Source organism: Veillonella sp. VA137 (assembly GCF_003992015.1).
In the GTDB taxonomy this organism is placed as follows: domain Bacteria; phylum Bacillota; class Negativicutes; order Veillonellales; family Veillonellaceae; genus F0422.
Window position 1 is genome coordinate 48,377 of sequence record NZ_RQVK01000006.1, and the last position, 22,186, is coordinate 70,562.

Annotated in this window: 19 protein-coding genes; all 19 read left to right on the forward strand. The window is 39.0% G+C overall.

What is annotated here, in order from left to right:
* The first annotated feature begins 58 nt into the window (after window positions 1-58).
* The 19 genes from EO116_RS04155 to EO116_RS04250 all read left to right on the forward strand — a co-directional run bounded on the left by EO116_RS04155 (window position 59) and on the right by EO116_RS04250 (window position 22,054).
* A complete protein-coding gene (locus EO116_RS04155) occupies window positions 59-1,381 on the forward strand; it encodes an MFS transporter (RefSeq protein WP_127160761.1) in 1,323 nt (440 codons plus the stop codon).
* Window positions 1,382-1,622: 241 nt separating this feature from the next.
* Entirely contained in the window at window positions 1,623-2,315 is a 693-nt protein-coding gene (locus EO116_RS04160) for a hypothetical protein (protein WP_127160762.1), read from the forward strand.
* Window positions 2,316-2,602: 287 nt separating this feature from the next.
* A complete protein-coding gene (locus EO116_RS04165) occupies window positions 2,603-3,820 on the forward strand; it encodes an ATP-binding protein (protein ID WP_127160763.1) in 1,218 nt (405 codons plus the stop codon).
* Between the two features lie 172 nt (window positions 3,821-3,992).
* The gene (glmU, locus tag EO116_RS04170) at window positions 3,993-5,366 is read left to right on the forward strand and encodes a bifunctional UDP-N-acetylglucosamine diphosphorylase/glucosamine-1-phosphate N-acetyltransferase GlmU (protein WP_127160764.1); all 1,374 of its coding nucleotides are present in this window, start codon (window positions 3,993-3,995) and stop codon (window positions 5,364-5,366) included.
* A gap of 114 nt (window positions 5,367-5,480) precedes the next feature.
* Window positions 5,481-6,434, forward strand: coding sequence for a ribose-phosphate pyrophosphokinase (locus tag EO116_RS04175; protein ID WP_127069030.1), 954 nt, complete (start codon window positions 5,481-5,483; stop codon window positions 6,432-6,434).
* A 1-nt stretch (window position 6,435) separates the two neighbouring features.
* Window positions 6,436-7,014, forward strand: coding sequence for an aminoacyl-tRNA hydrolase (gene pth / locus EO116_RS04180; RefSeq protein WP_127160765.1), 579 nt, complete (start codon window positions 6,436-6,438; stop codon window positions 7,012-7,014).
* A gap of 256 nt (window positions 7,015-7,270) precedes the next feature.
* Window positions 7,271-7,459, forward strand: coding sequence for a hypothetical protein (locus EO116_RS04185; RefSeq protein WP_126939527.1), 189 nt, complete (start codon window positions 7,271-7,273; stop codon window positions 7,457-7,459).
* A 311-nt stretch (window positions 7,460-7,770) separates the two neighbouring features.
* The gene (locus EO116_RS04190; protein WP_127160766.1) at window positions 7,771-7,968 is read left to right on the forward strand and encodes a hypothetical protein; all 198 of its coding nucleotides are present in this window, start codon (window positions 7,771-7,773) and stop codon (window positions 7,966-7,968) included.
* Between the two features lie 250 nt (window positions 7,969-8,218).
* The gene (locus EO116_RS04195; RefSeq protein WP_240629127.1) at window positions 8,219-9,844 is read left to right on the forward strand and encodes an aminotransferase class I/II-fold pyridoxal phosphate-dependent enzyme; all 1,626 of its coding nucleotides are present in this window, start codon (window positions 8,219-8,221) and stop codon (window positions 9,842-9,844) included.
* A gap of 104 nt (window positions 9,845-9,948) precedes the next feature.
* A complete protein-coding gene (locus EO116_RS04205; protein ID WP_127160767.1) occupies window positions 9,949-10,629 on the forward strand; it encodes a thymidylate kinase in 681 nt (226 codons plus the stop codon).
* Window positions 10,630-10,846: 217 nt separating this feature from the next.
* On the forward strand, window positions 10,847-11,890 hold the full coding sequence (locus EO116_RS04210) for a hypothetical protein (protein WP_127160768.1): 1,044 nt from the start codon (window positions 10,847-10,849) through the stop codon (window positions 11,888-11,890).
* Window positions 11,890-12,735: a stage 0 sporulation family protein gene (locus EO116_RS04215; protein ID WP_127160769.1), complete on the forward strand. Its 846-nt coding sequence runs from the start codon at window positions 11,890-11,892 to the stop codon at window positions 12,733-12,735. The genes EO116_RS04210 and EO116_RS04215 overlap by 1 nt, the downstream gene beginning before the upstream one ends.
* On the forward strand, window positions 12,725-13,444 hold the full coding sequence (locus tag EO116_RS04220; protein WP_127160770.1) for a tRNA1(Val) (adenine(37)-N6)-methyltransferase: 720 nt from the start codon (window positions 12,725-12,727) through the stop codon (window positions 13,442-13,444). The genes EO116_RS04215 and EO116_RS04220 overlap by 11 nt, the downstream gene beginning before the upstream one ends.
* Window positions 13,437-14,303, forward strand: coding sequence for a 16S rRNA (cytidine(1402)-2'-O)-methyltransferase (gene rsmI / locus EO116_RS04225; RefSeq protein ID WP_127160771.1), 867 nt, complete (start codon window positions 13,437-13,439; stop codon window positions 14,301-14,303). The genes EO116_RS04220 and rsmI overlap by 8 nt, the downstream gene beginning before the upstream one ends.
* Entirely contained in the window at window positions 14,296-16,245 is a 1,950-nt protein-coding gene (gene metG, locus EO116_RS04230; protein ID WP_127160772.1) for a methionine--tRNA ligase, read from the forward strand. Before rsmI ends, metG begins: the two co-directional genes overlap by 8 nt.
* Window positions 16,245-17,012 carry a TatD family hydrolase gene (locus EO116_RS04235; RefSeq protein WP_127160773.1) on the forward strand — a complete coding sequence of 256 codons (768 nt, stop codon included), beginning with the start codon at window positions 16,245-16,247 and terminating at the stop codon, window positions 17,010-17,012. Before metG ends, EO116_RS04235 begins: the two co-directional genes overlap by 1 nt.
* Window positions 17,013-17,081: 69 nt before the next feature.
* Complete coding sequence (locus tag EO116_RS04240; RefSeq protein ID WP_127160774.1) at window positions 17,082-18,644, forward strand: Ppx/GppA phosphatase family protein; 1,563 nt, start codon at window positions 17,082-17,084, stop codon at window positions 18,642-18,644.
* A 10-nt stretch (window positions 18,645-18,654) separates the two neighbouring features.
* Window positions 18,655-20,775 carry a polyphosphate kinase 1 gene (gene ppk1, locus EO116_RS04245; RefSeq protein ID WP_127160775.1) on the forward strand — a complete coding sequence of 707 codons (2,121 nt, stop codon included), beginning with the start codon at window positions 18,655-18,657 and terminating at the stop codon, window positions 20,773-20,775.
* A 628-nt stretch (window positions 20,776-21,403) separates the two neighbouring features.
* Window positions 21,404-22,054, forward strand: coding sequence for a 3D domain-containing protein (locus EO116_RS04250; protein WP_127160776.1), 651 nt, complete (start codon window positions 21,404-21,406; stop codon window positions 22,052-22,054).
* Window positions 22,055-22,186 lie beyond the last annotated feature (132 nt).

Sequence of the window (22,186 nt, forward strand, 5' to 3'; positions counted from 1 at the left end):
TATAAATTGAAAAAGGTATATACTATGCCATGACATACAATGTAAAGGAGGCGTTAGAATGGAAGTTGTTAGTCAAGAGGTAAAAAGTCGTTTTTTACGCTTGCAAATGAATTCTTTGATTGGTGTATGGATTGGATATGCAGCCTATTACTTAGTGCGTAGTAACTTTAATTTAGCGTTGCCGTATTTATCAGGCGAACTAGATTTAAGTAAAACGCAATTAGGTTTATTATCAAGCTGTCTATTGATTACATACGGACTTAGCAAAGGGTTCATGTCTGTGTTGGCAGATAAAGCAAATCCGAAGTATTTTATGGCTATCGGTTTGACTTTGTGCGTCATCTTAAATGTATTAATGGGATTCACCACACATTATTCCTTATTCATCGGACTCGTTATTTTATTAGGTTTATTCCAAGGGATGGGTGTAGGACCGTCAATCATTACGGTAGGCTATTGGTTTCCAAGATCTCAGCGTGGTCGTGCTAGTACAATTTGGAATATGTCCCACAACTTAGGTGGTGGCATTGTGGCACCTATCGTGGGTGTAGCGATTGGATATTTAGGAACAGAGCATTGGCGAATCGGTACATTTGCAGTACCAGCTATCTTGGCCGCTATTTGTGTCTTATTAGTCTTGTATTTTGTTCGTAAGCGCCCAACCGAAGAAGGATTACCAACTGTAGAGGAAGTATTCCAAGAGGAAGCGGCAGGGCAAAAATCTGCTAAAATGGCAGCAGGTAAACCAGAGAATATGAATGCATTCCAAGTGTTCTACAATTTTGTATTTAAAAATCCAAACTCTTGGTATTTGGTATTAATCGACGTATTCGTATACATGGTACGCTTTGGCATGATTACCTGGATTCCATTATACTTACTGAAAGTAAAAGGTTTTACAAAAACAGAGATGAGTGTAGCTTACATGTTATTTGAGTGGGCTGCTATTCCATCTACTATCTTGGCAGGCTACTTAGTAGATAAATACTTCAAAGGTCGCATTATGCAATTACCAATTTATTGCTTGGTGGTTATCTTTGCTTGTGTGATTGGATATATGAACTCTGATAGTATTTTGTGGGCCACTGTATTTGCTTGTATTACAGGATGCTTGATTTACATTCCACAATCTATGATTCCAGTACAAGCAATGGAAGTGATTCCAACCTTTGCCGTAGGATCTGCCGTAGGCTTGCGTGGTTTCATGAGTTACCTTGTGGGTAGTTCCTTAGGAACAACACTCTTTGGTTTCGTTGTAGACCATTGGGGCTGGGACATGGGTTTCTACACATTGCTAGTGGGTGTAGTCCTTTGTATGTTCTCTTGCTACTTATCTAATAGAGGGGTACAAAAAATCTATGCGGCTGCTGATAAAGCCTAGACAGAAGAAACAATACTGATAAAAGAATAGGCACTAGTAGAATGTGCTAGTGAAAGTTACGAAGGAAAGCCTCAGTAGGGGGCTTTCCTTTGTTGTGTATATGGTGAAATAGTTTAGCTATAAATTTGTAAAATTTTCATAATAAGTATTTACATAGACAAAATGTGTCTACCATAGATGTTATAGTAGAACAGAAGTTAGTATTCTCTGTGTAAAAGTAATTTATGAAAAGGAGTATGACATGGGACTATTAAATGACTTAAAAGAAGCTAAAGAAGTAGCTAAAAACTTAAAGAAAGAGTTTGATGCCAGCGAAGAAGGACAAGAAATAAAGAAAGATTTAAAACAGTTCATTCATGAATTTTTCTTTGGAAGACCAGATCAAACCTTGTTCCAAAGATTAAATGAGTTTTTTATTCCTTTTATCGTATTTGCAGGTGCTTTATTTTATCTCCATCATTATACGGCTATTTTTGGATACACCGAAGCTAATGCAGCTAGGTTGGCACCGATCACACCTTGGGTGATTATGTCTGTGAATAATACGAACCCTAGTACTGAAAAATCATTATTAGATATGACAAAAACTAACTTTATTTTTGGACCGGGTCGAATGGATATAGACTTATTAAAAGGGGGCGCTAAAACAGATGGAACTTGGGAGCAAACAGTGCAAAATACATCAGATTACTTTGTGGCCATCAAAGTGAAAGCCCATGGACGAGTTGAAGGAACACATAAAGTAGAAGATATCCGATACACGTTAATCCCGCCTAATAGTTCTATTAGAATTAAAGGCATATTTAATACAAAAGGTGGCTCATTAACATCCTTTGACCCTAAAGATACAGAACTTGAATTTGTGAAGGAATACGATATGGAACAGGCACTGGAGAATATCAAGCATAATTTGAATAAATTAGATAAAAAATGATAGTTGTAATGGCAATATCATAGAACCTGGGCCTAACATAACACTAAAATTTGCGGCAGAAAAAAATTTTTAGAGTAGAATTTAAGGAAAGTTGAATGATTTCAGCTTTCCTTTTATTATATGCAGAAAATTTGTCACAGACTCCATAAAAATGGTAAAATAAAGAAAAAGCTGCATTCTATTACATAAAATAAGCGCATAAACCTAAAAATATGTTATAGATTCCATAAAATAATAAGAATTGATCTGGATTTGCAATGAAATCCATAATATAAAGGAGGAAACACATGAAGTTAATTGAACGAAAACAGTATTTAGACTTTCTGCGCAATCACCGGTACACGGATGCGATTATTGTTGTATCTGGTATCCGTCGTTGTGGTAAGTCTACGCTCTTTCAGTTGTATAAGGATGAGTTGTTAGCTCAAGGTGTTCAGCCAGAGCAGATTATAAGTATTAATTTTGAAGATTTAAAGTATGAACATTTACAAGCGTATCGCAGCTTGTATGAATATATTTTAGAACGACTCATTCCAAATCAGGAGATGTATATATTCCTTGATGAAATACAGCACGTGCCTAATTTTGAAAAAGTGGTGGACAGTTTGTATATCAAAGATAAGGTGAAGGTGTACATTACTGGATCTAATGCGTATTTTATGTCTTCTGAAATGGCCACTTTATTATCGGGGCGCTATGTACAGCTAGATATGTTACCACTTTCATTCAAAGAATTTCGTGAAGCCCATCAAAATGATGAGCACCAATTATTAGAGGAATTATATCAAAAATATATTCAATATAGTTCCTTCCCAGGCATTTTAACGTTAGGGGATAATTTGCCGATGATACTAGATTATTTACAAGGTATATTTAACACCATTGTATTGAAAGATATCATTGCTCGCAGTAAAATTGGAGATCCACAATTATTGGAGAGCGTAGCTAGATATTTGTTTGCCAATATTGGTAGCTTAATTAATCCTACAAAGATTAAAAACTCGCTCATTAGTGCCGGTAGAAAAGTGGATGGTCGGACTATTGAGAGATATATATCGGCATTACAAGATGCGTTGTTACTGTATCAAGTGAATCGCTATGATGTGCGGGGGAAAGAAGTATTACAACTGAATGCAAAATATTATGCAGCGGATGTAGCGCTAAAACAATTCTTATTACCTAATCGTGGCGAGGATACAGGACATATATTAGAAAATATCGTGTTTTTAGAACTCATACGTAGAGGATACAAGGTCTATGTAGGTCATCTACAAAAAGGTGAGATAGATTTTATTGCCCAAAAACATGGTACCATAGAATATTACCAAGTAAGTCAAAGTGTATTAGATCCTCATACGTTAGAACGAGAACTTAAACCGTTAGAACAAATACAAGACCATTATCCTAAGTTCCTATTAACCTTTGATGTGATTAATAAGAATGCAAGCTATAATGGGATTCAACAGAGAAATGTATTAGAATGGTTATTAGAAACTCCATCGTAAGATGACAAGGTGAGTTAATCGTATAGGGAGATACCAAAGTATGGTATCCTAGTGTGTATCATAATCACCTGTTAGGAGATACATACTATAAATAACAGTCGAAAAATCTCCCACAATATGGTATGCTAATTTATATATAATTATTATTCAATAACAATAAAGGTGGATGCATATGAATGAATTAGTTGGTTTGATTTTAGCGGCCGGTAAAGGGACGCGCATGAAATCTAAACTTCCGAAAGTATTGCACAAGGTAGCTGGTAAAGCTATGGTGGAACGTGTCTTAGAAGCGGCTCAATCTGTTGGAGCTAAGCGCAATGTGGTCATCGTTGGTTTTGGTGGCGATGATGTGAAAGCCTATTTAGGTGGCCGTGTGGAATACGTGACGCAATTAGAGCAAAAAGGTACAGGTCATGCGGTACAACAAGCAGAATCTGTATTGGGTAACCATGAAGGTCTCATCTTGTTGTTATGTGGAGATACTCCATTAGTAACGCAAGAAACATTGGAACAATTGTTGGCGCACCACAAAGACACAGGGGCGGCAGCGACAGTGTTAACAGCCTACATGGACAATCCATATGGGTACGGCCGTATCATTCGTAATGAATCCAAGTCCGTAGAACGCATCGTAGAAGAAAAAGATGGCAAACTGGATGAATTAAAAGTGCATGAAGTGAACACAGGCATGTACATTTTCGACTCTAAAGAATTATGGCCTTGTTTAGAGCAACTTTCAGATGACAATGCACAGGGTGAATTATACATTACGGACGTAGTGAGCATCCTTGTACAAGCAGGCAAAACAGTGAGCGCTTACATGACCATGGACAGCGACGAATCCTTAGGGGTCAATAGCCGTTTACAATTAGCACAAGCAGAATTGATTTTGCGGAACCGCACAAATTTGGCATTGATGGAAGCTGGTGTTACTTTGGTGGATCCACATAGTACATACATTGCTCCAGAAGTGGTGGTTGGACCAGATACAATCATCTATCCTAATACGACATTAGAAGGTAACACCGTGGTGGGTACGAATAATATTTTGGGCCCTAACACACGTTTGTCCAATGTAACAGTAGGAGATAATAATCATATCCATGATTCTTACGCACATGATTGCGAAATCAAGAATGATACAGTCATAGGACCATTTGTTCATTTGCGCCCAGATACAGTGCTTTCTGATAAGGTGAAAATCGGCAACTTCGTAGAAGTGAAAAATAGCGTGGTTGGTACAGGTACAAAACTTCCGCACTTGTCCTATATTGGCGACAGTGATGTAGGATCCAAGGTGAATATCGGTTGTGGTACTATTACTGTCAACTACGATGGTAAAAAGAAACATTGTACCACAATTGAAGATGGCGTGTTTGTAGGTTGTAATTCCAACTTAGTAGCGCCTGTGACGATTGGTAGTGAAAGTTACGTAGCAGCCGGATCTACCATAACGAAGGATGTACCAAGCCGTGGGTTGGCATTTGGACGGGCTCGCCAAGTGGTAAAAGAGAACTGGGTAACAGAGGATACTTTCAAAAAATAAAAATGTACGGAAATTTCATAAAATTGTTTACACAAAATTGAGAAAATGAAGTACAATATATAGAGAGCCTTTGTGCATCAAATTGTAAGTCAATTGTTTTAGAGGAGTAATGACATGGCATTAGAAGATGGTAAACGACTCAAAGTTTTTACAGGTAATGCAAATCCAGCATTAGCCAAAGAAATCTGTGATTATTTGGACCTCCCATTAGGCGAAGCATTTGTGGGACGCTTCAACAATGGGGAAGTACAAGTCATGATTGATGAAAGTGTACGTGGTAAAGACGTATTTATCGTGCAACCTACTAGCTATCCAGTGAATGATAATGTAGTTGAATTGTTCATCATGGCAGATGCATTAAAACGTGCATCCGCTCGTCACATCACAGCCGTTGTACCATATTATGGATATGCTCGCCAAGATAGAAAAACTCGTGGTAGAGAACCAATTACAGCAAAATTAATGGCAGACTTATTACAAACTGCTGGTGTTACTCGCCTTGTAACTGTAGACCTTCATGCAGGTCAAATTCAAGGTTTCTTTGATGTGCCAGTAGACCATTTGATGGGTGCTTCCATTATTGCAAACTATATTAATGAAAAGAAAATGGAAGATGTCATCGTTGTATCTCCAGACCTTGGTGGCGTAACACGTGCTCGTGATTTGGCGGACCGCATTGGTGCACCAATTGCGATTATCGAGAAAAAACGTCCACAACCAGGCGTAGCAAAAGTAATGAACTTGATCGGTGATGTAAAAGGTAAAAACTGTATCATCATTGACGATATCGTAGATACTGCGGGATCTCTTGTGGAAGGTGCAAAAGCATTACAAGAATTTGGTGCAAAATCTGTAACGGCTTGTGTAACACATGCAGTGTTAACAGATCCAGCTTGTGAACGTATTGCAAACTCCAATATTAAAGAGTTGATTGTCACAAATACAATCGATATTCCTGAAGAACGTCGCTTACCAAATATTACAGTCTTGTCCGTAGCTCCATTATTGGGAGAAGCGATTTTACGTATCTTTCAAGAAGAGTCTGTAAGCTCTTTGTTTGATAAATAAGATGAAATTAATCGTCGGACTAGGAAATCCAGGCAGAGACTACGAGGGGACTCGCCATAATATCGGATTCATGGTGGTAGATGCTATTGCGGATGGCGTGAGCCATACACCATGGAGAGAAGATTATAAAGCAGAAATTTGCTCCTGTACCATAGAGGGTGAAAAAGTGTTGTTGGTGAAACCACAAACCTTTATGAACCTTAGCGGTGAGTCTGTAGGTCCCTTGATGCGATATTATAAGCTCACACCTGAGGATGTATATGTTATTTATGACGACATGGATTTGCCAGTGGGGAAACTTAGGATTCGCCCTAATGGTAGTGCCGGTGGACATAATGGTATAAAATCTATGATTAGCCATTTAGGAACAGATGCTTTTCCCCATTTTCGCTTTGGCATAGGTCGTCCTTTGCCAGAGTGGACTGTGGTGGACCATGTATTGTCGCGATTCCCGGAAGACCAACAGGATACTGTGCAAAAGGGAATTAAGGCTATGGTGAAAGCCGTATTAGGTTGTGTAGAAGTAGGTATCGATAAAGGTATGAATCTATATAATCCTAAAAAAGGACGTCCCCTTTAACAGAGTGAGAAAACCAAAATAGAGCACTTGTTCTATTTTGGTTTTTATTATGCATATATCGTGTATATAAGGGTAGTTTTGATCAACTAATGAATTACTTTTTGATTGTTATGCGAATTCAATCAAATAAATTCACTATATATGTCTTTTCATCTTGAAATTATGAAAATAAAAGTATATACTAGGTTTAGAGCAGTATAATTAGTATTTAATGTGAATCGTCTTTATTTTTACTTATTGTGAGGGAGGCATTATCATGAAAGGTAATAATTGGGGCGGCAAGCGGGCTGGTGCAGGTCGCAAAAAATCCTTATTTGAACGTAAAGGACGTACTTTCCGTTTGACTGATGCTGAATTCTTAGAAGTCAAACCATTAGTAGATGCAGTGCGACGTCGTACTGAGGAAGCTATGTTAGCTACATTAGCAACTAAAAATAAAAAATAGTTGTACGTTCTTAATACTACTGAGTTTAATTAGCTAAGCGCTTTTGATTACAAGTTAGTATGGAAAATCGACTCCTTGTGGGGTCGATTTTTTTGATTCTATAGAACTTACTTGACAATATCGAAAATTATCGTTATAATATTACATAACATAGCAATATAGGCTGATGCTACGTAAGACTTGTATGCGAATAGATGCTTACTGTATACACTCTTATGACGGTCTAGTCGCTATGGTGGTTCAACCCGACCACAGAAGGATCCAATTTTGGAAATGAATTCAAATAATTACTACACAAATGGAGGTTAGCAATGAGCTTAATTAAAAGTTTATCCAACCGCTTGTCTGTGCTAGGATATAGTGGTTACGAAATTTCACAAATTATCAATAGTGCAACGGGCGGTCAAGACATCAATGCTTTGACTGGTCAAGATTTACACCATGTGGCAAATACAATGGAACACTACGTACAAGCAGGTTCCCAATACGTTGCGGAATATAGTAAATAATTAAAAACTGCTACAGTTTGTAAGAAATTACAAATTGTAGCAGTTTTTTTATTATTTTGAACTATGATGCAGTATGCCAATGAAAGGTATAAGGTATATTTACAACGATACACAGTATGAACAGAATATAGGGATATATGTTAGTCGTGATAGAATTGCTTGAATGGATGTACAGAGTAGGGTAGAATACTAGAGAGAGTATTTATAATTAGGTGCTTAATGATATTGTGAAAGATTCAATAATAAATATATGAAACAAAATATAAATCAACACAGACTTCCTTTTGTGGAGTCTTTAGAACAATATAAAGAACAACATATGATTCCATTTCATACGCCAGGACATAAAATTGGCGTAGGAGCGCCTACATTGCTCACAGAGTGGATGGGTCCTGCTTTGCCTTATGATTTGGGACTGATGTATGCCATCGATGATTATCATGAGCCAGAGCGTGAATTGCTAGAAGCACAACAGCTGGCAGCACAGGCCTTTGGTGCCGATCACACGTGGTTTTCTATTAACGGAACATCTGGTGCGATTCAAATGATGATAATGAGTGCAGTGAAAGAAGGAGAATCTATCATCATTCCTAGAGAGGCTCACTGCTCTGTTCATAATAGCTTAGTATTGAGTGGAGCTAAACCTATCTATATGAAAGGGCGATTTCATCCACGCTGGGGTATCCCTGTAGGGGTGACTGCTGAGGAGGCCATCGCTACGATGGATGCACACCCAGAGGCAAAGGCTATATTGCTAGTACATCCTAATTATTATGGCATAGGTGTGGATGTAAAACGAATTGCAGAGGTAGCTCATGAACGACATATGCTAGTATTAGTGGATGAAGCTCATGGACCACATCTTGTGCCATCCTTCGGAATGCCAGTGCCAGCTTTGGCAAGTGGAGCAGATTTAGTCGCTCAAAGTACACATAAATTATTAGGCTCTTTAACACAGACCTCAATGCTCCATGGACAAGGGTCTCGTATTGATGTAACTCGCATACAACGATTACAACAAATCTTGATGAGCACGAGTCCAAATTATATTTTCTTAGCATCTTTGGATATGGCTCGTCATCAATGGGTTACAGAGGGACAGTCTCTCATGAAAGACACATTGAACTTAGCTCGTACTTTGCGAAAGGCTCTGAATGAGATTCCAGGCATTGCTTGTCCTGGGATTGAGGATATGGATGGAGCTTTCAGTTTGGATGAAACTAAGATTATTATTGATGCAAAGGGCCTTGGACTTACGGCACAAGAGTTAGAACGGGAGCTGCGAGTACGTCATATTGAAGTGGAACTCATGAAAGCCTACCATGTCTTATTATTAATTACCATAGGTGATACAGACACATCTATACAACAGGTACTAGAGGCAGTACAGGGTATTTCAGATATGTATAGCTATAAGTTAGAAGGTACCACAAAGTGTGCTAGAGCATATGGGCAACAACACAATACACGTTTATTTGATCAAGGTAATAACACGCCTTTTGATGCGATACATAGTACCAAGAATACGACAAAGAATAGTATTAGAGATAGTGTAGATGATGCACATGTTACGGATGATAACGATGTAGATGCAAGTATAATGGAAACACTACCGACACCAGCAGTGAAGCTTTCACCGCGGGAAGCATTTTATGCAGAGATGGAAACAATCCCCTTGGAAGAAGCTCTAGGGAGAATTAGTGGGGAAACGATTACCTATTACCCACCGGGAATCCCTTGTTTAGGCGTAGGTGAAATCATAACGGAAGAAGTATTAGCATATATGAAGCAGAAACAACGTGATGGGTATGTGCCGAATGGTGCTCGGGACCGCCAACTACAAACCATCCTGGTGTGTAAAGATGGTGAGATATAGAGGTATGGTGTGGATAGATATAACATGTATAGGGGAATCGGTGGGTGCAAATTTTTTGCAGTATCATATAATCTAAAGAATTGTCATGTCATAAGGAGATACATATGGGACAATTAATTATTATTGAAGGTGGCGACGGCAGTGGTAAGGCCACACAGACGGCAAAATTGTTGGAACGACTAAAAGCAGAAGGATATCCAGTACGGTCTGTAAGTTTTCCTAATTACGATGGTCCAGCAGCAGAACCAATTAAAATGTATTTGCGAGGAGATTTTGGAAAAGAGGCGAACTCAGTGAATGCCTATGTGGCTAGTACGCTCTATGCCATAGACCGATTTGCGTCCTATCGCCAAGATTGGCAACGCTTTTACGAAGAAGGTGGCATCATTATTGCCGATCGGTATACGACATCGAATATGGTTCATCAAATGATAAAATACACTGATAAGGAAGAACGAAACACCTTTTTACAGTGGCTTGATCAATTAGAGTATGATTTATATGGGTTACCAAGACCTGATGCAGTGATTCTATTAGATATGCCCCTATCTTTGTCCAAAGCGTTGTTAGTAGAACGGACGGGTAAAACAGGTGGCAATACGGGCGATATACATGAACAGGATACCTCTCACTTGACGGCGGTTCATGATGCCTATGATATGCTGGTGAATGCCTATGATTGGCACCGTGTGCACTGCGAGAATGAAAGCAATCAGTTACGCACTATTGATGACATTCATGAGGAAGTGTATAGTATTGTAAAACAATATATATGTAAAGGCTAGTCTCTAGCTAATGGAATGTGTCGTACCTATTCACTAGGTGAATAGTATCATGGATAGTCTGTTATGGTACGATACATGTTCAAAAAAGATATGATAGAAACACCACATGGAGTGCAAATATTTTGCGGAAACCATGGGGTGTTTCTTCTTTTATTCGTGTATTTATTGCGATAACATGCTATAATAAAGGGTAGTCTTATGAGGTAAAGGAGGATGTATGTCGTTTTTTGAAACTGTACTTGGTCAACATCAAGTGAAAGAACAAATTACTACATTAATTCGAGATTCTGCTTTACCCCATAGTTTACTGCTCTATGGAGAAACAGGTTCAGAGTCGACATCCATGGCCATCGCCATGGGGTCCCTATTAGTGGGACGTCAGATTTTTTCTCCTGATGAAGGACGAACTTTTTTATCTACTATAGAGCAACAACGCATTGAGTCTGGTGAAAGCGAGAGCGCAGTCAAAGATAAAGGATTGCCAATTTATATTGATCAAGGTCAAGCCTTTTGGATTCGCCCTATGAAAACACAGCTCAGTGTGGAACAATGGTATACCTTATTAGAGAAGTATATCAATGTATCTAGTGATACACCGCGGGTGGTTATCGTAGAAGGTTTTCAGACGGCCAATACGGTCCTAGCAAATGCGATGCTGAAAACGATTGAAGAACCACCACGGAATATGTATTTTATCATTGTCACTACCAATATCGACAATGTACTACCCACCATCGTGTCACGATGTATGCTCATCGGTATGCAACCAGTTCCAGAAGAGGAATTGGTGCAAGCCCTAATTAAAGAAGGGTATACAGGAGATATTCGACGTGCTGTACGAAGTGCTCGTGGAAATCCAACATTAGCTCGTCAGTGGGCGCAGGCTGGTGGTATTGAAAGTTTAGAAAAGGCTATGGAATTACTAGAATGCGTAGTAGAAAGAAGTCATTTTTTTACTACCTTAGCTTTATCCTTTGAGGGACTTTCAAAAGAAGTAGTACTCGATATATTGAGCTGGTTACGTGTGTTAGCAAGAGACATGTTAGCCTTGCGATATGGTACAGAGAGTGAAAAAATGATATTAAGTGAGTATCGATTCCGCATGCAAATGATTTTACCACGATGGTCATCAAAATCTTTGCAACGAATTGTGCCCATTACATTAGAAGCAGAACAGGCACTGCGCCTTAATGTGCGCTTAGGCCTTGTTATAGATGGAGTTATATTAGCCTTAAGGGAGGCTGTGAAGGAGGATATATAGTGGTTACTATAGTAGGAGTACGCTTTAAAAAAGCTGGCAAAATCTACTACTTTAGCCCAGGGTTTGTAACCCTTACGACAGGAGATGGTGTCATAGTAGAAACCTCTCGTGGTTTGGAATTTGGGGAAGTCGTAATTGGGCCACGGAAAGTATCGAAAGATAGCGTGGTGCAACCGCTGAAAGAAGTGACGCGTAAAGCAACGCCAAAAGATCTGAAACAAGTAGAAAAAAATAGAGAGCGAGAAGAAAAAGCCTTTGAAATCGGGCTAGAAAAAATCGCTTATCGTGGGTTACCAATGAAATTAATCAATGTGGAATACACATTTGATATGAATAAAATTGTCTTTTTCTTTACTGCAGAAGGTCGTATTGACTTCCGAGAATTGGTAAAAGATTTGGCCAATGTATTCCGTACGCGCATTGAATTACGTCAAGTAGGCGTACGTGATGAAGCGAAGGTATTAAATGGCATCGGTGCCTGTGGACGTTCTCTATGCTGTGCGACGTTCCTAGGAGACTTTGCTTCTGTGTCTATTCGGATGGCGAAGGATCAAAACTTGAGCTTAAACCCTACAAAAATATCCGGCATTTGTGGCCGTTTGATGTGTTGTTTGAATTATGAAAATGACTCCTACCTAAAAGGAGGAGACTTGTATTCACAAAAAGCAAAACAACCAGTTCCTGTAGCAGAGCCACCTGGTATCGGTAAAGAAGTAGTCACCGATGAAGGCTTAGGAAAAGTCTTAAAAATCAATAACATGAAAAAGACTGTAAAAGTACAATTAGAAGCGGGACGAACTATCGATTTACATTGGTCGGAAGTGGCATTGCCGGATGAAGAGTAATATTACAATCACAGAATTATTACTAAGTGGGTTTCAGTTGTTTCAAGACGAAAAAGAGTTTAAGTTTTCTATTGATGCTATTTTACTCGCTCATTTTGGAGAGGCAAAACCGAATAAGCGCTATTTAGAGTTAGGTACAGGCACAGGAGTGATTCCCCATGTGCTGTACCATCGTGGAGCTCGTCATGTGGTTGGTGTAGATTGTAACTCCTATGTGATTGACTTAGCTCAGAAAAGTGTTATTCATAATGATATTGCAGATGCAGTGTCAATGGTGGAATTAGATTACATGACCGATGCTAGTAAACCGTATTATGGTCAGTTTGATGGTATCTACATGAATCCACCTTATTTTGAACCAAATAGTGGACTTCTATCACAAGAAGAAAATGTAGCATTAGCCTTGCATGAACAACAACACTCTATGAAAGATAGATTGGTACAAGCCCAACGGTATTTAAAATTTGGCGGCACACTGTGGATGATTTATACAACCCCACGATTAGAATCCTTACTGAGTGCTATAGAACAGACTCAATTTAGGGTAAAACGAATGCGCTTTATTCATAGTAATCAAGATAAAGTGAGCAAGTTAGTATTACTAGAATTAAAATATGGTGGAAAACTAGGTATGATGGTGGAACCACCTTTATATATTTACAAAGTGGATGGTTCCTATTCAGATGAGGTACAAGCATATTATGAGTAGTCATAAAGGGATATTATTTTTAATTCCCACACCCATTGGGAACTTAGAAGATATGACCTATCGGGCTGTGCGCACATTGCAAGAAGTGGATGTGGTGGCAGCGGAAGATACGCGTCATACGGGAGTATTATTACAACATTTTAATATACCGAAGCCTATGATTTCCTATCATGAGCACAATAAAGTGGAGAAGGGGGCTGAGCTGATCCAACGTTTGTTGGATGGTCAATCCATCGGCTTGGTCAGTGATGCGGGGATGCCGGCTATTTCTGATCCTGGCGAAGATTTGGTGACAGAAGCCATCGAGGCAGGCATACCGATTGTACCCTTACCAGGGGCCAATGCAGGGTTAACGGCGCTCATCGCATCGGGTCAGAATACGAAGGAGTTTCATTTTATCGGATTTTTGCCGAAACGAAAGCAGAACGCCAAAGACGTTTTATCCCGTATAGCTACCTATGAAGGGACCCTTATTTTCTATGAAGCGCCTCACCGCATAGAAGAAACAATCCAAAGTTTATATGAAGGCTTAGGAAATCGCCCTATCACGGTAGGTCGTGAACTGACGAAAAAGTTTGAAACTTTCACACGAACCACCTTATTAGAGTTACGGAATGATTTCAATCAAATCGTAGAAAAGGGTGAGTTTGTTCTCTTAGTAGGGGGCAGTGAAACAGTAACAGACGAAACAGTAGTAGAAGAAGTGGTACTTTCACCACTAGAGGCAGCATTGGCCTTAATCGAAGAGGGAGTGCCTAAAAAAGAGGCAGCTCGTCAAATTGCAAAAGAACGTGGCCTTTCACGGCGCGATGTATATAATGAAATTGAATGGTATAGTAAGGAGAGAACAGATGACTAAGAAACCGTATTATATTACGACACCAATTTATTATCCAAGTGCGAAATTACATATTGGGCATACATACTGTACGTCCATTGCTGATACAATTGCTCGTTTCAAACGCAGAGCTGGCTATGATGTGCGATTCTTAACAGGCTCTGATGAACATGGTCAAAAAATCCAACGTATGGCGGAATCGATGGGGATTACTCCTTTAGAATATACGACACAAATCGTAGATGGATTTAAACATTTGTGGGAAAAATTGAATATTTCTCATGATGATTTCATTAGAACTACCGATGAAAGACATATCAAATATTGCCAACATTTATTCCAAAAAGCATTCGATAATGGAGATATTTACAAATCTTCATACGAAGGTTTATACTGCGTACCATGCGAAACATTCTGGCCAGAATCTAAATTAGGTCCAGAAAAAACATGTCCTGATTGCGGTCGTCCATTAGAAGTAGTACAAGAAGAGAGTTATTTCTTCCGCATGAATAAATACGCTGACCAATGGTTCAAATTTATTGAAGAGAATCCTGATTTTATTCAACCAGAATCACGTCGTAATGAGATGATTCAATTCGTAAAACAAGGCCTAGAAGATTTGGCAGTATCTCGTACTAGCTTTAACTGGGGCATTCCAGTACCATTTGATGAAAAACATGTTATGTACGTATGGTTTGATGCGTTGATTAACTATATTTCTGCTTTAAACCCATTGGATGAAAACAGTGATTTATTTGAAACGTACTGGCCCGCAGATTTGCATTTAGTGGGGAAAGAAATCGTTCGTTTCCATACTATCATTTGGCCAATTATGCTCATGAGTCTTGGCTTGCCATTGCCGAAAAAAGTATATGGTCACGGCTGGCTTGTCGTTGATGGAACAAAAATGAGTAAATCCTTAGGTAATGTAATCGACCCAATTCCATTGATTGATACTTACGGTTCTGATGCATTGCGCTATTTCTTGGTGAATGAAGTACATTTAGGCAATGATGGTAATTTCAGCTTGCCTAACTTTATTACGAAAATCAATGCAGACTTGTCCAATGACCTAGGCAACTTGTTGAATCGTACCGTAGCGATGATTGAAAAATATCATGGTGGTATTATTACAAAACATGCGCCAACAGAAGATGTTGACAAGGATTTAATTGCTCTAGCTGAGCAAACAGTAAAAGACTACGAACAATTGATGGAAGATATGCAGTACAACAAAGCCTTTAAAGCTGTGTGGGCTTTTATCGGTCGTACGAATAAATACATCGATGAAACGATGCCTTGGGTACTGGCAAAAGGTGCCAATGAAGGCGATGCAGAGCGCTTAGAAGCTGTGATGTATCATTTGGCAGAATCCTTGCGTATTATCGCTGTCTTAGTGGATCCAGTGATTCCAACAGGGGCTCCTAAAATTTGGGAACAACTTGGTTTACAAGGGTTTACACAAGCTATGCTAGATGATGTGCGCACATTTGGAGCACTTCCTACAGGTACAAAAGTAGTAAAAGGAGACCCAATCTACCCACGCTTTGAAATTCCTGAAATGGTAGAAGTGGCTCCAGAAACTGTAGAAGAAGCCACTGAGGAAGCGGTAGATACTAGCAATATTCCACCGATTAAAGAGGCCATCGAATACGATGATTTTGCAAAATTAGATTTACGGGTAGCGAAAGTATTGACTTGCGAAGCTGTAAAAAAATCTAAAAAACTATTGTTGTTTACTTTAGATTTAGGCATTGAAACACGCACGGTAGTCAGTGGTATCTCTCAATTCTACAAACCAGAAGACTTAATTGGTAAAAAAGTGATTTATTTGGCAAACTTAGCGCCGAAAAAAATCATGGGCCATATGTCAGAAGGTATGATTTTATCCGCTTCTAATGAAGAAGATCAATTAGAAGTAACAAATATTGAATCCTTAACTCCAGGAAGTGTGGTGAGATAATGCGATTGTTTGATACACATGCGCATATCAATGATGAACGATTTGATAATGATCGGGAACAGATGATACAAGACTGCTTTGACCAAGGTGTAGAGTACATCATGTGCCCTGCTGTGGATCGTCAAACAGCAGAGTCTGCCATTGCGTTGGCTGAACAGTATGACCGTGTCTATGCAGCGGTAGGTGTGCATCCACATGAATCTAAAGATGCCACAGAAGAAGATTATGAATGGTTCAAGCAAATGGCATCTCATCCAAAGGTAAAAGCCATTGGAGAAATCGGCTTAGACTATTACTATGATTTTTCTGATAGAGATGTGCAAGCAGAATCTTTCAAACGCCAATTAGCCATCGCGAGAGAAGTGGATTTACCGATTATTATTCATGATCGTGATGCGCACGGGGCTATTCGAGATATGTTGGTAGAACATGGAAAAGGAAATTATGGTGTCTTTCATTGTTTCTCCACGAGCTTGGAGATGGCAAAAGAATTTATAAAAATGGGATATTACATCTCCTTTGCTGGACCGGTAGTATTTCCAAAATCTACGAATCTAAAAGAGGTAGCGAAACATATTCCATTGGATCGTTTGCTCATCGAAACAGATTCCCCTTATTTGACACCACCCCCATTTAGAGGTCGTCGCAATGACCCATCCAAAACACAATTTGTGGCTCAAGAAATTGCCCAATTGCGTGGCATGGATGTAGAAGAACTAGCTGCTATTGCCTTAGAGAATGGTAAGCGTTGTTTTGGTATTGAGTAATATAGAATGAGAAAGGCACTTTCACAGTAGCATATACGGAAAGTGCCTTTCTGTGTATATAGGAGACCTATGAAACGAGTAGCATTAATAGATTTAGGATCAAACTCAGTACGGTTTGTCATTTCAGAAATTACAGATTCAGGCAGTTATCGCTTGGTATATCAACAGAAGGAATCCATTCGCCTCAGTGAGGGCATGTGGACCCATCAAATGCTGACGAAACCAGCTATGGAGCGGGCTATTAAAACCTTGAAAGCCTTGTCACATATGGCAAAGGCTATGGGTGTTACAGAGATTCAAGGTATTGCGACAGCGGCCGTGCGATTGGCTAGCAATGGTAATAGTTTTATTCGTCGTGTCTATGCGGAGACGGGGATTCCTTTACGTGCCATTAGTGGAGAGGAAGAGGCATACTTAGGATTTTTAGGAGTTGTCAATACCATAGGATTAGATGATTTTATCGTATTCGACCTTGGTGGAGCTAGTATAGAAATTAGCTTAATTGAAAATCGACAATTGAAAAAATCTGTTAGCCTTCCTATGGGGGCTCTTGTAATGACAGGCCAATTTAAAACGGGTCATGAGTTTACAAGTGCCGAATACGAAGCTATGGTACGTTATATCCAAGAGGTATTGCATCGTGAAAGTTGGTTGAAACATACTAAATTACCTCTTATTGGAATTGGGGGGACAGCCCGAAATATTGCCAAAATGGACCAACGGGAGAAAAATTATCCCATCCCTAAATTGCACAATTACAAGGTAAAAAAAGCGGGTATGGAGGCTTTGTTTCATCGGGTGAAAGAAACACCATGGGAGGAACGGAAAAAGATTTCTGGATTATCTGCGGAACGGGCCGATATCATCGTAGCAGGTATGGCCATTATTATGGAATTGATGGAGTATACAAAGGCATCCTCTATGATTGTCAGCGGTTGTGGCTTGCGGGAAGGGCTATTCTTTCAGTATTATGGAGCTAACTATTCAGAAGAGAAGTATGGGCTACCATGTCTTCAAAAAAATGGCATTGTAGATGATATTGTGACCCACTCTACTTTGAATGTACTGCGCTCTTTCACACCTCACGATGTGGACCATTCTTTATATATTGCGAAACTGGCAAAACAGATTTATAAACAATGGAAAGAACTACTGCCAGAAGGAGAGCGCTTAAAATTAATCTTGAAAGTAGCTTCTTTGCTCCATGATTTAGGAAAACAAATTAACTATTATAGCCATGCACGACATAGTGCGTATATGATTATTAATAGCAACCTCTATGGATTATCTCACCGAGAACAATTACTTAGTGCGTTTATTGCATCCTATTCCCATGGAGCAAATAGCAAATTTATTAAGCAGTCTCCGTATCTCTCACTACTAAAAGAAGGGGATCGGGAGATGATACAGAAATTGTCCTTTCCCTTAGCCTTAGCAGAGGCTTTTGAAGAAAGTCATGAACGTACCATACGTTCCTTTCAAACCTATATTACGGATAAACAAATAGATATGTATGTTAAGGTGAAAGAATTAAGCCATATTCCTATGATGGAGATGGCTATCGAAAAATTAAAAAAGCAGTGTAAGAAAGAATTTAAACGTGAATTAGTGATACATTGGAAAGTTCGTTAGGAGTGATACTATGAAAGACTTTGATAATCCAAAGTATTATTTTAATCGTGAATTGTCTTGGCTGAAGTTCAACCAACGAGTCTTGCAAGAATCTATCGACAGAAGTAATCCACTCATGGAAAAATTACGATTTTTGACCATTGGCAGTTCTAACTTAGATGAATTTTTTATGATTCGCGTATCTGGACTGCGTCATCAAGAGCAGAGTAATATTATTAAATACGATGCCGCCCATATGGATGCCAAAGCACAATTAAAAGCCATCAGTGAGGCTACGAAAAAATTAGTATCTTTACAATATACCTATTTCCATGATATTTTGAAACGCCTACAAAAAGAAGGTCTACACTTTGTCAAAGTAAAAGACCTAAAAGAAAGTGAATTACGTTGGTTATACCAATATTTTCGCACTCATATTTTTCCAGTCGTTACGCCACTAGCTGTGGATGCGAGCCATCCCTTTCCATTCTTGGTGAATAAAACAATAAACTCAGTGGTAAAGATTCACCCTATTCATGATAAAGGCCAAGAGAAGATGGCTATCTTGCCGATTCCCTCTGTATTGAATCGAATTATTGAAGTACCGAATACTGTGCATCGTCACTTCGTTATGTTAGAGGATGTCATCAATTATTATTGTGAAGATTTCTTTGTGGGTCATCATATCGATTCCTTTACCACCTTCCGTGTGACACGTGATGCGGATTTAGACATCGAAGAAGAAGCAACAGATTTACTGCGGGAGATTGAAAAATCTCTTCGCCGGCGTCGTCGTGGTGAAGTGGTACGTGTGGAAGTATGTGAGCATTACGATCCACAGTTATTGGAATTTGTTTTGCAAGGATTGCAGGCAAAAAAAGAGGCAGTTTATATAGCAGAAGGAATCTTAGACGTAGCCTCCTTTGGCGAGTTTTGTAATTTACCTGGCTACGACCATTTACGATATCCTGCTTTTATACGGCGAGAACTTCCTTGCGTAACAGAGCGAGGGACTTCAGCTATCTTTGATTATATCCGTGAAAAAGATAGACTCTTGCACCATCCATTTGATTCTTTTTCCGTGGTGGAAGAGTTTGTAGCTAGAGCAGCTGTAGACCCTGATGTATTGGCTATCAAGCAAACCTTGTATCGTGTCAGTGGGGATTCTCCTATCGTAGCAGCGTTGGTGAAAGCAGCAGAACTGGGCAAACAAGTTACTGTGTTGATGGAAGTTAAAGCCCGCTTTGATGAAGAAAATAATATTATCATGGCACGGCGTTTAGAAAAAGCTGGCTGTCATGTTATTTATGGCTTAAGAGGGCTTAAGACGCATTCCAAAATTACTATGGTGGTCCGTAAAGAAGGCGATGTACTACGCCGATATATGCATTTTGCTACAGGCAATTATAATGGGAAGACTGCTAAATATTATACAGACTGCGGCTTATTGACCTGTCGAGAGTCCTATGCAGATGATAGTTCCCTATTCTTTAATACCATCTCTGGATATGCAGAATCACAGCAGTGGCAGCATCTTATTGTAGCTCCATTGACCTTGCGGTCCTCTTTAATGGATTTGATTGAGGGAGAAATACGTGCTGTAGAACAAGGTAAGAGCGGGCATATCATTGCAAAGATGAACTCTTTACTAGATAAAGAAATCATTGCTAAGTTATACGAAGCTTCTTGTAAGGGGGTCAAGATTGATCTCATCGTTCGTGGTATATGTACCCTTAGACCAGGTATTGAGGGGGTTAGTGACAATATTACTGTGCGATCCATTGTGGGGCGATTCTTAGAACATCATCGGATTTTATATTTTAAAAATCACAGTGAAAGCCCTTACTATATTTCTAGCGCTGATTGGATGCCACGGAATTTAAATGATCGAGTGGAGTTAATGGTTCCTGTAGAAGATATAGCTTTACAGAAAGAATTACAACACATTTTAGAAGTTTACTTAGCGGATAATCAAAAAGCCCATGTCATGCGTGCGGATGGGTCTTATCGTAAGGTCATTGCGAAAGAAGATAAGGTGTGCGCCCAACTTTCATTTATGAATCCTAAGGATATAGATACGACTGAAAGTCTATCGGAATTAGGACCCTGGGACCCTATTCTAGAACTTGAGACTACTGATGATGCTAAGTAAATATATATCTTCTATGTCAAGAGTCTAGTGGGTAATACATATAGGTGATACAAAGTTTTGGACATATTACAATGTAAAAACGTATCTACATGATTGAACTTGTATGCCTAAATCTATCTTTATTGTTATAAAAACAATATATAATACATGAAATTAGCTACAAAACACACAATTCGTGTAATTTGTAGCTAATTTGGTTTAAAATGATGTGGACAAGCTATGAGTTTAAGGTATGAGGTATTACTATAATGCGTATCATATCAATTTTGCATTATCAATAAAAAAGTATTATTTTGAAAATATAGTAGACTACTTTAGAGTTGAATTGTATACCATATGAACCTTGTGGATATAGTTATACACAAGGTTTAGGCTGTGCATAAGTTTGGAGCATGTTATACATGCAAACTATGGATAATTAAAAAAATATCATAATGAGAATTCTTGAGCATAATATATAAAAGTATAAATCAAAATAAAGTGTCTTCATAGAGTAGACTCAAAATAGTTTTTTATAAAAAATATAAAACTGTGGACAACTAAATAATGGCTCTACAAAGCGATTTAGGAGCATATGTTTGACCTTATCTATCCGTCTGTGGTAGAATACCACTCATGGAGGTACTAGATGACAAACCGATTACTACAGCAAAAGCAAAAAGCAGTGCTTATGCTCACACTGTTACTAATAGTCTTTGTTACAGTCTCAGGCTTTATGTGGAATCATGGATTCCAAACTAAACAATTAGAAACTCATCAAGTAGAAGTACCGGTAGCGGTACAATACGAACGAGTGGATACCTTACCCAAAGGAATGGAAGAAGTGTTACAGGAAGGCACACCAGGACTTGATGAGGTGCAGGAAGAAGTCCACTATAATCATGGTGAAATAGTAGATACGAAAGAGCTACAGCGTACAACGATTACACCAATGAAACCTAAAATTATTCGAGCAGGTACACGAGATATAGGCGTATCACGTTCTTATAATCGCGTGAAAGAAGTCATCAGCATGGAAGCGACTGCCTATCTACCAACAGATGGTGGTGGAGATGGTATTACGGCAACGGGCATACGTGCACGTCATGGTGTAGTGGCTGTGGATCCTAATGTGATTCCCTTAGGAACACGAGTATACATACCTGGATATGGTGAGGCAATCGCAGCTGATACAGGTGGAGATATTATTGGAAATCGTATTGATGTAGTGTTAGAAGATTATGGATCTGCCATGCAATTTGGACGAAGAACGGTAGACGTATATATCCTCTCTTCTTAGTCTATGTATCTATGGCGTTTTATTGTAAAAGTTCCGTCAGACCGCAATATACTTTACCGATAATGTCACGTTCAGATGTTTCTGTATAGTGCAATAAAAGAACACGGCACATTCCTTCGCAAACGGTATTTC

Coding starts and splice junctions, on each gene's coding strand:
- EO116_RS04155 (WP_127160761.1), top strand. CDS start 59: ATGGAAGTTGTTAGTCAAGAGGTAAAAAGTCGTTTTTTACGCTTGCAA.
- EO116_RS04160 (WP_127160762.1), top strand. CDS start 1,623: ATGGGACTATTAAATGACTTAAAAGAAGCTAAAGAAGTAGCTAAAAAC.
- EO116_RS04165 (WP_127160763.1), top strand. CDS start 2,603: ATGAAGTTAATTGAACGAAAACAGTATTTAGACTTTCTGCGCAATCAC.
- glmU (WP_127160764.1), top strand. CDS start 3,993: ATGAATGAATTAGTTGGTTTGATTTTAGCGGCCGGTAAAGGGACGCGC.
- EO116_RS04175 (WP_127069030.1), top strand. CDS start 5,481: ATGGCATTAGAAGATGGTAAACGACTCAAAGTTTTTACAGGTAATGCA.
- pth (WP_127160765.1), top strand. CDS start 6,436: ATGAAATTAATCGTCGGACTAGGAAATCCAGGCAGAGACTACGAGGGG.
- EO116_RS04185 (WP_126939527.1), top strand. CDS start 7,271: ATGAAAGGTAATAATTGGGGCGGCAAGCGGGCTGGTGCAGGTCGCAAA.
- EO116_RS04190 (WP_127160766.1), top strand. CDS start 7,771: ATGAGCTTAATTAAAAGTTTATCCAACCGCTTGTCTGTGCTAGGATAT.
- EO116_RS04195 (WP_240629127.1), top strand. CDS start 8,219: ATGAAACAAAATATAAATCAACACAGACTTCCTTTTGTGGAGTCTTTA.
- EO116_RS04205 (WP_127160767.1), top strand. CDS start 9,949: ATGGGACAATTAATTATTATTGAAGGTGGCGACGGCAGTGGTAAGGCC.
- EO116_RS04210 (WP_127160768.1), top strand. CDS start 10,847: ATGTCGTTTTTTGAAACTGTACTTGGTCAACATCAAGTGAAAGAACAA.
- EO116_RS04220 (WP_127160770.1), top strand. CDS start 12,725: ATGAAGAGTAATATTACAATCACAGAATTATTACTAAGTGGGTTTCAG.
- rsmI (WP_127160771.1), top strand. CDS start 13,437: ATGAGTAGTCATAAAGGGATATTATTTTTAATTCCCACACCCATTGGG.
- metG (WP_127160772.1), top strand. CDS start 14,296: ATGACTAAGAAACCGTATTATATTACGACACCAATTTATTATCCAAGT.
- EO116_RS04235 (WP_127160773.1), top strand. CDS start 16,245: ATGCGATTGTTTGATACACATGCGCATATCAATGATGAACGATTTGAT.
- EO116_RS04240 (WP_127160774.1), top strand. CDS start 17,082: ATGAAACGAGTAGCATTAATAGATTTAGGATCAAACTCAGTACGGTTT.
- ppk1 (WP_127160775.1), top strand. CDS start 18,655: ATGAAAGACTTTGATAATCCAAAGTATTATTTTAATCGTGAATTGTCT.
- EO116_RS04250 (WP_127160776.1), top strand. CDS start 21,404: ATGACAAACCGATTACTACAGCAAAAGCAAAAAGCAGTGCTTATGCTC.